Source organism: Planococcus sp. CAU13, from assembly GCF_000775575.1.
Classification (GTDB): domain Bacteria; phylum Bacillota; class Bacilli; order Bacillales_A; family Planococcaceae; genus Planococcus.
On the sequence record NZ_JRGN01000143.1, the window covers coordinates 1 to 10,505 of the forward strand.

A 10,505-nucleotide genomic window follows, 5' to 3' on the forward strand; every position below is an offset into this window, starting at 1 on the left:
GATTATATCGTCGTTCGCAAGGTAGATATCGTCGTTCAATAATTTATATCGTCGCACAAAAAAATATATCGGCGTTCGCCGAAGATCCGGGTAAATCAGAAGTCGTCGAAATAAAAAACTGCACTCCCTTGCCGGCATATGCCAACAAAAAGAGCGCAGTCCAAATTCTCAAACCATCTCCAAAGCCGTCTGCCAATAAAACCGGCAGACACCCATCACATTAATTACCCCACAACAACAGTTTTCTTCAATTCGCTGCCTAACAGCTGCGCCAATTCGAGCATGCCGTATTTTCCGGCAGCTGCTTCAGCATCTGAATTGTAATTCGTGTTGGTGTTTACGTCATACGTAAAAATCTCACCTGCAGCGTTGTGGATGAACTCAATTCCCGCTACAGCAATTTCATTCCTGCGAAGAAATTCCTCATACTTCGCGATAATCGGATCATTGAATCCTTCAACAATCTGAAACTTCGGATTCTCTTCAACTTGTTCGCCGACCGGGCAGAACAGGTCGTCGATGCGGCAGGCGTCTGCAGGGCATAACTCGAATCCCTCAGAAGTATCCACTTGAACGGCATAGACGAATTTCCCACCTACAAACTCGCAGCGCGTGATGAACGGTTCCGGCGCCTGGATATATTCCTGGATCAGCGTGATGCCGTCAACGGACGGATCAAATTCGCCGCCGTCGAGATATTCCTTCAGCGCTTCAATGGAATGAAACAGGCGAACGCCCAAGCCTTTACCAGCGCGGTTATGCTTAGTGATGAACGACGGCGCGTCCAATTTCTCCGCAGCGGCAATAATCTTTTCGCGGCCATTCGCAGCAATCGTCTTCGGTGTCCGGATGCCGGCAGCATTCAACGCCATGGACTGATTCACTTTGCTGACTTCCAGGCGCAGCGCCCGCGTGCCGTTGAAGACTGTACGGCCGTGATGCTCAAGCCAAGCCAGCAGCGAATCCGCCATTTCCGGTGCATAGCGGTGGCCGCGTGTATGCGAAGAAGCGCTCATGCGGCTGTAGAATACGCCTTCAGGTGGCGTGTCATTCAAATCCACCATTCCTTCATTGATAAACCAGTCTTCATAAGGCAATCCCAACTCATCCAGACGTTTAAACAGGTGCGTCGTCCATTCTTCATTTTCGTGGATCACATATATTTTTTCAGTCATTTATATCTCTCCTTAGTTGGAAAGCGCCTGCAGCGCCAGCCTTTTTTCTTCAACTAACGGCATTACCTTTTTCGAAAAGCGTTCCATTTCCTCCAGCTGCGGCGAAAATTGCAGCAGCAATAAATCAAGACCGGCTTCTTCGTATGCGAGGATGCGGTCGGCAATCTGTTCCGGCGTGCCGATCAGATTCGGGCGCAGACCACGGTTCGACACCGAATAATCTTCCAGCTTCACTTGCTGTTCCAATTGTGATTTGCTGACAAAATCATCGTAGCCCACATAACCGCTCGACTCTTTCATATCCACAATGCGCGCATATTCCGCGGCGACTTCCTCTTCGGTGTCCCGGCATACGACATAGGCCGCCATGCCGAACGACTGAAGCGGCGTTTTGCCGGTAGCTTCCCGCAATTTCTTCATATCATCGATTTTCGCTTTTATTTCTTCAACAGTGCCGCCGTGCATCACGTAAGCATCGCAGCCTTCAACGATTGATTTTTTGCCGCGTGGGCTCTCGCCACCTGCATAGAGAATCGGATTCGGACGCTGCACAGGTTTCGGTTCCAGACGGGCATTCTGGATATCGTAATATTTCCCTTTGAATGAAAATTCGTCTTCCGTCCACATGCCTTTCATCACCTGCAAAAACTCATCTGTCCGGTCGTAGCGCTCGTCATGTTCGGTGAATTCGCCGCCATACTGCCGCGCTTCTTCCGCCCACCAGGCCGACACGACATTCAGCGTGAAGCGGCCATTCGAAATGCGGTCAATATTCGCCGCCATTTTCGCCGTCACCGCCGGATTATGGAACGCAGGGCGGATAGCCGTCATAATCTCGATCTTATCCGTCACCGCCGCAAGTCCAGCCGCCGTCGACCAAGCCTCCAGTGAATCAGCTTCCATCCCTTTTATATCATTTAAGTTCAATTCAGCGATCAAGGTCGTATCATAACCCCATTGCTCAGCCGACTGCACTACTCGTTTTGCATAGTCAAACGTAGCCGGCATGTTCTCGTCTTCCACATTGCGCAGCCATCCGCCGAATATCGGCAGCCAAAATCCGTATTTCATCTATCATCTATTCCTTTCGGGAGGAGATCAGGATCTCGCAAAATTCACTCAATTAGAGAGTGAAACCATTATACAATAAAACCTTTTATTCTTACCAGAGAACTTGGCTTTAAATTACTAAAAATTATTAAAGGGGCCATTTGGATAATCTGCCCTCATTGAAAGAGTCAGTGACCGTTAGGAGGTGAGAAAATTGTCAGGCATAATAAAAGCGAACGGAAATAATTTCCTGTATACTTGTATAGGTCAATTATCATAAGGGAAACGGACGGATAGCATAGCACTTTTTCATACATATTTTTTAGCATATATTCATTATCCGTTTGTTCAGGAAAGGAATGAGTCCATGAAAAGCATATTGAAGGTTTTATTGATTTCCGTGGTTGTTTTAGCAGTGCTCGGGGGAGCGGGCTATTGGTTCGTGCAAAGCCTTGCGGTAAAAGATGAAGATAAGATTTCTGCGATTGTCGAAGAACTGGAGCAAGTGGAAGACGGCACCGTTCAGGCGGCTTCCGGATCGGCAAAAGAAACAGAAGAACTGGCAGAAGGCGGCCTGGAGGAAACGCAGCTGCAGACTTACCTGCACCGGATGACGCATCAGAAAGTCACTGCAGACAAAAAGTTTGGCGCTATCGAAATGTCCGAAGCGAACATTTCAAATCTCCTTAAGATTGTGGAGGTGAACTATAACTACTACGAACACAGTGAATTTTATGAAGAAATGCTGACTGCCTGGCAAAACGGCAATTTCAGCAATGCTGTCAATGTTCATAATACGATCTGGAAATGGCATAATGGAAATGTGGGACGGGCGACAGGTTTGATGACGCCGGAACAGGAAGCGGAGTATGTGGAGAAGCATTTCAGGTAAAAATTCAATACTGTTTTAATCAGCATAGAAGCCGTCCGGGCACAAAAAATTGTTCCGGGCGGCTTCTTTGTTTTGGCTGCTCATACAGTATAATAGAAGAAAGACAAAATCCTACCAGACAAAACCCCTCGAAAAGGAGTTGGAAAAATGCGCTCATACTGGAACTGGCTTTCATTTATCGGGCTTTCCTGGGTGATGGCGATGATGCACTTCAGCGGGAGCCTGGCCGAACTGGCACCCCGTCTCATCGGCAGTGCCGGTTTCTTTGCTTTGTATTTTTTATCGCCGCTTGCCCGCAAAAAGAACCGGCTGCATTTTCTCCTTTTCATTGGTCTGGCGCTGCTTGCGGTGCTGGTATTTTGGCCGGTTCCAGGCGGTGAGCCGAATCTGTATGCGCTGCTCGTGTTATCACTGATTGCGGGGAAAGCGGTTTACCGGCTCCGGCCGCTGCAGGCGGGTGTAATCGGACTGGTTTTATTGGGGGGAGCAGTTCTGCAGCAAATTTCAGCCGACTCAACTATTCCGTTGGCATTTCTACTATTATATGGGTCGATGCTCGCCGCAGCATTCACGGTATTCCGGCAATTATCAGTCCGGGCAGAGGCAGCTGCCGAGCGCAGTGATGCGCTGCTGTCTGAATACCGCAGGATCAAAAGGCGCGTGGGGGATGATGAAAAAGCGGCGCGGCAGGAAGAACGGACGCAGATCGCGCGCGACATCCACGATTCGGTCGGCCATAAACTGACGGCGCTTTTGATGCAGCTGGAAGTGTTCCGGCTGCAGGCAGACAGGGAAAAGGCTGAGCAGCTGACGGAATTGAAAGAGCTGGCGAAAGAAAGCCTGGAAGAGACGCGCGGTGCGGTAAAGACCCTGAAGCACGAAGAAGCGGGCGGTGTGACGGCGATCATAGCGCTGATCCGCCGTTTGGAAGCGGAAAGTTTTCTGCGCATCCATTTTTCTGTAAAAGCTGGAGCCTTGTCCGCACCACTGGGTAACGAACAGATGACAATCGTCTACAGGACGGTGCAGGAAGCTTTGACCAATATTATGCGCCACAGCGGAACACGGGAAGCCCAGATTGTTTTTGAAGCTCCGGGCGGCGGCGTTTTCCGTTTTGCGGTGACTAATGCTGCACCGGATAAAAAGGATATTCATGAGGGTTTTGGGCTGACTTCGATGCGGGAACGCATTGAACAGGCGGACGGACGTTTGGAAATTATTCAGGTAAGCGGCAAGTTCACCGTTCAGGGAACGTTGCCGCTTGCGGTGAAAGGAGAATCGGTCAAATGATCCGGATTTTATTGGTGGAAGATCAGGTAATGGTGCGACGGGCGCTGAAAATGATGATTGAAACAGACAGCGGCATATCGGTCACGGGCGAAGCGGACAACGGGCGCGATGCAGTGGCGCTGTGCGAAACGAATACATACGATCTTGTCATCATGGACATCCGCATGCCGAAGATGGACGGACTGGAGGCGCTGCGCATCATTCATTCCCGCTGGCCGGAGCAGAAAGTGCTGATGCTGACGACGTTCAATGACGATCAATATGCACTGGATGCCTTGAAGAGTGGGGCGCGCGGCTATCTGCTGAAAAATGCGGAGCCGGAAGAATTGATCCGTTCGATCCGCAGCTGTCTGACGGGTGGCCTTGCACTGGAAGACCATGTGGCGGCAAGCGTCATGCCGAAGCTGATTCGGCCGATAACTGCCGAAAAGGCGGATCCGTCACTTACGCCGCGGGAACTGAGCATCATCCGCCGAATCGGCGAAGGGCGCAGCAATAAGGAAATTGCGGATGAACTCGGCTTGTCGGTCGGCACGGTGAAAAACAATCTCAGCCTGATTCTCGACAAACTGGAGCTTCGCGACCGTACGCAAGTGGCCATTTATGCGATTCGCCACGGTCTCGTGTAAATCGGAATGACGGAAGTAATGGTTGGCAATAAAACAAATGACGGAAGACAGTATGGCACTGTCTTTTTTTTATTTATACTGAAACCAGAAACGATTCAGGAATGAATCACAGGAGGCAGGGATCATGCTCGAAACAGAGGGATTGACGAAAAGCTTCAAAGGCAAGAAGGCAGTGGAAGGTGTCAGCCTGTATTTGGATAAAGGCGAATCGGTGGGTTTGCTCGGGCCGAACGGTGCCGGCAAGTCGACGACCATTTCCATGATTTCGACGCTCGCCCGTCCGACGTCCGGCGATGTGCGGCTGAATGGCAAAAGCGTCGTGAAAGACCCTTCTGCGATGCGCTCGGTTCTCGGTGTCGTACCGCAGGAAATCGCATTGTATGAAGAATTGACGGCTCACGAGAATCTGCAGTTTTTCGGCCAAATTTACGGGTTGTCAGGAAAGCCGTTGGAAACGGCCATTCAGCATGTATTGAAACTTGTGGGACTTGAAGACCGCCAGAAAGAAACCGTCAAAACATATTCGGGCGGCATGAAGCGACGCGTGAATATCGCAGCGGCGATGATGCATAAACCCGATGTCATCATCATGGACGAGCCGACCGTCGGCATCGATCCGCAGTCGCGCAGCTATATTCTTGAAATGGTGCGGCGGCTGAATAAAGAAGAAGGTTTGACGGTGCTGTATACAAGCCATTATATGGAGGAAGTGGAGCGGTTATGCGACCGGGTTTACATCATGGACCATGGCAGCATCATTGCGTCCGGCACGAAAGACGAATTGAAGCGCATACTGTCAGGCGAGGAAACGGTGTGGATCGAACTCGACCGCGCATATCCGGAACTGTTCGCCGAACTGAAAATGAATGAACACATCATCCAGGCGGCGGAAACGGAAAAGGGAATCAAACTGATCATTCCGAAAGGCAAGCGCATGCTGGCGGAGATTTTCCAGCTTGCGGAACGCCACCAGGCACAAATTTTGAATGTGAATGTGCAGACACCGAGTCTGGAAGATGTCTTTTTGCACCTCACGGGCAGAAAATTAAGGGACTGAGGAGGAACGATGATGTGGGCATTTCTGAAAAAAGACATACTCGTCCTGCTGCGGGACCGGACCGAACTGGCGGTGCTTTTGCTGATGCCGTTCATTCTCATCGTCATTCTCGGTTTCTCTCTCCGCGGACTTATGGCGGGCAATACGGAAGCGCTGAATATGCAGGTGGCGCTTGTGCAGAATGACGATGAACAGGCAGGGATCACTGAATTTACGGAGCAGCTCGAAACGCTCGAACTGCAGGAGCAGACGGTGGCCGGAATGGCCGCAGCTGCTGAACAGGCAAGTCCGTTCCGCACGCTGCAAATGATGCTGGCATCACCGGAACTGGCGGAAATGATCAGTGTCGAAGAGATGGGTGCGGCAGCTGCAAGAGACGCGCTGGAAGAGGAAGAAGTCGTGGCGATTTTGACGATTCCGGAAAATTTCACACGGCTTGCGCTTGATAAAATGCTGCTTGGAACTGGACCGGGGACGGAATTGGCGCTGACGATCGAAGACACAACTTCCACGCGGGCTGATGTTTTTGAAACACTCATCAGCGATTTTGCTCGCGCCTTGAATTTTGAGACGGCCGCTTCCCGGGTTGCCGCTGAAGAAGGCATTTCGCTTGAAGGACAGGGTGCAATGGAACTCGGCGGACTGGAAACGACGTCTTCAGGAGAACCGGTTGATTCGTTTCAATATTATACGCTTGGCATCGCCGTCATGTTCGTGCTGTTTGTCAGCGCGAACGTCGCGGGCAACACGAATGTTGAACGGAACCGTCACGTCTTTGACCGCATCATGCTGTCGAACCGCCATCCATTTATGTACCTCGGAGGCAAGGCGATTTCCGCTGCAATGATTGCATTTACGCAGCTGTTCATCCTGTTCTTCCTATCAACGCTGGTATTGCAGGCGTTCGAATGGGATTCGCTGAATTTCTGGCTCGGAATGGCGCTCGTATCGGCGATGCTGTCGCTTTGTGCCGGTGCGCTTGCGGCTTTCCTGACGACACTTACGGTGCGCTTGAATTCGGATGCAATTACAACCGTGTTTTCCGGCGGCATCGTTACAATATTTGCATTTCTTGGCGGCAGTTTCATCCCGCTGACCGGCATGCCAGATATCATACAGGAACTGGGAAACTGGACGCCGAACGGGGCATCGCTGACTGCATTTCTTCAATGGGTTCAGCAGCGTGATCTGGCTGCGGTTACTGATCCGCTTGTACGTATCGGCGGCACGGCGGCTGTTCTGTTTGCATTGAGCCTGGCGCTGTTTCCGGTAAAGGGGGCGAATTGATATGATTTCCGTGTTTTTATTGCAGTGGCAGCGGTTCCGGCGCGCGCCTTTCATGGTCTTGTCATTTCTGACGCTGTCAGTCGTTTTCATCGGCGTCATGGCCGGGGCGAACACCGGCAATTCGCTGACCATCCCGGCTTACGCCGATGCTTCGCTCAGTGAAACGCAGCAGGCAGAGTGGCTCACCGAACTGAACAGATCAGACAATCTGAGCTTCGTTCTCGTCTCCGAAGGCGAAGCTCGCCAGGATGTGGTGGACGGTGATTCGCGCATGGCGCTTCAGCTGTTGGCGGACGATTACCGTTTGCTGGTGGTTGCGGATGACCCGGCCCGCTTTGAAGTGGAATCTTACATCAATCAGGTGTATATACGCGAACTGCGCATTCGGGAACTTGAGGAGCAAAGCGCTGCGGTTGATGTGCGTGAACGCCTGGACGGTATGTTGGAAGAACCGGCAATGACCGTGTCAACAGCGTCGCTTGACGGTGGGGAGGATACGTTCGTCTATGACGGGCAGCTGCAGATGCTGTTCGGCATGTCACTGTTTTTCTCGGTGTATACCATTTTGTTCAGTTTGATGAAAATCGTCGAAGAAAAGCAGTTTGGCACCTGGAACCGCCTGATTCTGTCACCTTTGAAGAAATGGCAGATCTATTTGGGGCATATGGCTTACAGCTTTTCGGTCGGCTATCTCCAGATCGTCCTGGTCATTTTGCTCTTCAAGTACCTGTTCAATTTCGATGTCGGCAATCAATTCGGATTGCTCCTGCTGATTACGGCGGTTTACACATTTTCCATCGTGGCACTCGGCATGCTTGTCATGGGACTTGTCCGGACACCGCAGCAGCTGCAGGCCGTCGTGCCGATTCTCGCAACCGGCATGGCGATGATCGGCGGCGCTTTCTGGCCGATCGAACTCGTCAGCAATAACATTCTGCTGGCCATCTCCAAAGTGCTTCCGATGACGTACGGTCTGGACGCGCTGAAGAGCGTATCCATCTACGGCGAAGGGCTGGCCGCATTGTATGAGCCGCTGTCAATTATGCTGCTGATCGGGGTTGTGCTGATGGGTGTCGGAATCAATGCAATGGAGCGGAAGGCGTGAAGTGCGCCGTTGACTGAGACTGCTTTGCCAAAATAAAAATGCCTCTTCCGATTTTTTCGGAAGAGGTATTTTTAAGTTGCGGCCAATTTAATTAATAGCGTTTTTTGAATACGCCGTTCCAGAGCGCGGAGCCGATTCCGGCAATGGCCATGCTGGCGAGGACGGGATGTTTTTCAGCCATGACATACAGGCTTCTGGTGCGGACCCAGCCTTTATTGGTGCCGCGTTCGTGCATGCCGTAGCCCGGTTCGTAAAGTGCATTGTCGGTAACAGAACGTGACGGGCGTTCGGATTGCTGGGTGCGGAACATGGTGAGTTCCATGAATTTGTCCATGAAGCGAGGAGCGACGTTGCCGACGAATGCGCCGAATTTCGCCTGGAATCCGACGAACATATCGCGTTTCGGATGTTCCGCCGCAAACAGGATGGCATCGGCTACGGCTTCCGGAGCGTACATCATGCCGATGTGGGCAGGCTGCTTGTCGAGGTAGCTGCGGGCATGCTCATTGTACGGGGTATCAATGCGACCTGGGCGGACGAGCGTGACGGATACCGGCGCTTTTTCCTTTTCCAGCTCCATGCGCAGGTTTTCAGTGAAACCGTGGACTGCGAATTTACTGGCCGAATACGTCGATTGAAGGACGACGCCCCGGTCGCCGTATACGGTCCCGATATTGATCAGCGCACCCGGTTCGCCGCGTTCCTTGAAATGATTGACGGCAGCTCTCGACCCGTAGACGACACCCCAGAAATTCGTGTCGAAATCGCGTTTGAAATCAGCGATCGTGACATCCATCGCTTTGCCGAAAATCGATACGCCGGCGTTATTGATCCATGTATCGAAACGGCCGAACTCCCTTAACGCCGTTTCGGCGATACGGTTGACATCTTCTTCGTTGCCGACATCTGCTTTGACCCAGATTGCCTGGTGACCCTGATTTCTCAGTTCCTCTGTCAGCTCTTTCAAAGCTTCTTCATTGCGCGCCGCGAGCACCATTTTTGCGCCTTTGGCAGCCGCCATGCGCGCTGTCGAAAGTCCGATGCCGCTTGATGCACCCGTCAGCACAATCACCTGATCCTGCAGTTTCTTCAATTTCAGCTTCTTGAATTCACCGGTCTGGCGGCTGGCGGGGGCGGAAGTTTTTTCGTTCACCATCATTGAATTCCTCCTTTAATCTGATTGGTCTACTACTACCCGGTTTGAAGGAGTGGTAAGCAATAAAACATGGGCATGCTGCAGGAAATTCGAGTGATGACCTGCTTTATTTCTTATGCCAAACGGAGTAAAAAGGGTGAAACGCGTTTACTCCCGGGCAACGGGGGAAGATTTATTATGTGCAATTCATTCACGGTATGAAGTACATAATTTGAAGGGAGGGAGTTTTGGATGGATATACATCCTCTCTTGCTGATTGTTATCATTTTCAGTATCAGCCTCAGCTTTGTCACCTTGTCTACGATTCGCATGATTTTAACATTGAAAGGCTATCAGTATTCCGCGGCTGCCCTGTCGGTGCTGGAAGTCGTCATCAATATTCTAGGCCTTGGCCTGGTGCTCGAAAATGTGGCGAATGTGCAGAATTTATTGGCCTATGCGCTCGGTTTTGCGGCAGGTATTGTCGTGGGTTCGAAAATTGAAGACCAGCTGAGCCTGGGGTATGTGACGGCGAGCGTCATTTCACAGGATAACAGTGGCATACTGGCTGCGCAATTGCGCGAGAAAGGCTATGGCGTAACGGATTGGGAGACGAATGGTTTTGAAGGAAAGCGCAGCTCGATGACAATTCTGATGCCGAAAAAGCAGGAAGTGAATCTGTATAAGACGGTGAAGGAATTGGATCCGCATGCGTTCATCGTGGCGTATGACGCCAAAACGATTTACGGCGGTTTTTGGATACGTGCGATTAAGAAGCGGAGTATGGTGAGATGAATGGGAGTGCGCGGATGGTGGTGTCTGCGTGCTTTTTTGTTGGGAGCGGGATGGGGGAAGGAGTGGGTGATTGGCGAGCGACGATATAAT

General features: G+C 51.3%; 11 protein-coding genes. 8 read left to right on the forward strand and 3 right to left on the reverse strand.

Annotated elements, in window-relative coordinates; translation table 11 throughout:
* The coding region (locus KW93_RS17775) for a hypothetical protein (RefSeq protein WP_033542100.1) at nucleotides 1-224 on the forward strand (224 nt) is incomplete at its 5' end.
* Here the strand turns inward: KW93_RS17775 and KW93_RS06105 are convergent.
* Both KW93_RS06105 and KW93_RS06110 read right to left on the reverse strand, forming a co-directional pair.
* Nucleotides 225-1,175 (reverse strand): ATP-grasp domain-containing protein, encoded by a 951-nt coding sequence (locus tag KW93_RS06105; RefSeq protein WP_033542101.1) that lies wholly within the window; start codon nucleotides 1,173-1,175, stop codon nucleotides 225-227.
* A gap of 12 nt (nucleotides 1,176-1,187) precedes the next feature.
* Nucleotides 1,188-2,246 carry an LLM class flavin-dependent oxidoreductase gene (locus KW93_RS06110; RefSeq protein ID WP_033542102.1) on the reverse strand — a complete coding sequence of 353 codons (1,059 nt, stop codon included), beginning with the start codon at nucleotides 2,244-2,246 and terminating at the stop codon, nucleotides 1,188-1,190.
* 346 nt (nucleotides 2,247-2,592) lie between these two features.
* Between KW93_RS06110 and KW93_RS06115 the strand changes: the two genes are divergently transcribed.
* The 6 genes from KW93_RS06115 (at nucleotide 2,593) to KW93_RS06140 (ending at nucleotide 8,485) form a co-directional block, all read left to right on the forward strand.
* Nucleotides 2,593-3,117, forward strand: a complete 525-nt coding sequence (locus tag KW93_RS06115; protein ID WP_033542103.1) for a DUF6241 domain-containing protein — start codon at nucleotides 2,593-2,595, stop codon at nucleotides 3,115-3,117.
* A 147-nt stretch (nucleotides 3,118-3,264) separates the two neighbouring features.
* Complete coding sequence (locus tag KW93_RS06120) at nucleotides 3,265-4,407, forward strand: sensor histidine kinase (protein WP_033542104.1); 1,143 nt, start codon at nucleotides 3,265-3,267, stop codon at nucleotides 4,405-4,407.
* Nucleotides 4,404-5,036 (forward strand): response regulator, encoded by a 633-nt coding sequence (locus tag KW93_RS06125; protein ID WP_033542105.1) that lies wholly within the window; start codon nucleotides 4,404-4,406, stop codon nucleotides 5,034-5,036. Before KW93_RS06120 ends, KW93_RS06125 begins: the two co-directional genes overlap by 4 nt.
* A gap of 124 nt (nucleotides 5,037-5,160) precedes the next feature.
* A complete protein-coding gene (locus KW93_RS06130) occupies nucleotides 5,161-6,093 on the forward strand; it encodes a daunorubicin resistance protein DrrA family ABC transporter ATP-binding protein (protein WP_033542106.1) in 933 nt (310 codons plus the stop codon).
* Nucleotides 6,094-6,105: 12 nt separating this feature from the next.
* Nucleotides 6,106-7,380 carry an ABC transporter permease gene (locus KW93_RS06135; protein WP_033542107.1) on the forward strand — a complete coding sequence of 425 codons (1,275 nt, stop codon included), beginning with the start codon at nucleotides 6,106-6,108 and terminating at the stop codon, nucleotides 7,378-7,380.
* Nucleotide 7,381: 1 nt separating this feature from the next.
* Nucleotides 7,382-8,485, forward strand: a complete 1,104-nt coding sequence (locus KW93_RS06140) for an ABC transporter permease (RefSeq protein ID WP_033542108.1) — start codon at nucleotides 7,382-7,384, stop codon at nucleotides 8,483-8,485.
* Between the two features lie 91 nt (nucleotides 8,486-8,576).
* On the opposite strand, the gene KW93_RS06145 is transcribed toward KW93_RS06140, so the two are convergent.
* The gene (locus KW93_RS06145) at nucleotides 8,577-9,641 is read right to left on the reverse strand and encodes an SDR family oxidoreductase (RefSeq protein WP_235318371.1); all 1,065 of its coding nucleotides are present in this window, start codon (nucleotides 9,639-9,641) and stop codon (nucleotides 8,577-8,579) included.
* Between the two features lie 231 nt (nucleotides 9,642-9,872).
* Between KW93_RS06145 and KW93_RS06150 the strand changes: the two genes are divergently transcribed.
* Nucleotides 9,873-10,415 carry a DUF2179 domain-containing protein gene (locus KW93_RS06150; RefSeq protein WP_033542109.1) on the forward strand — a complete coding sequence of 181 codons (543 nt, stop codon included), beginning with the start codon at nucleotides 9,873-9,875 and terminating at the stop codon, nucleotides 10,413-10,415.
* The last annotated feature ends 90 nt before the right edge of the window (nucleotides 10,416-10,505 follow it).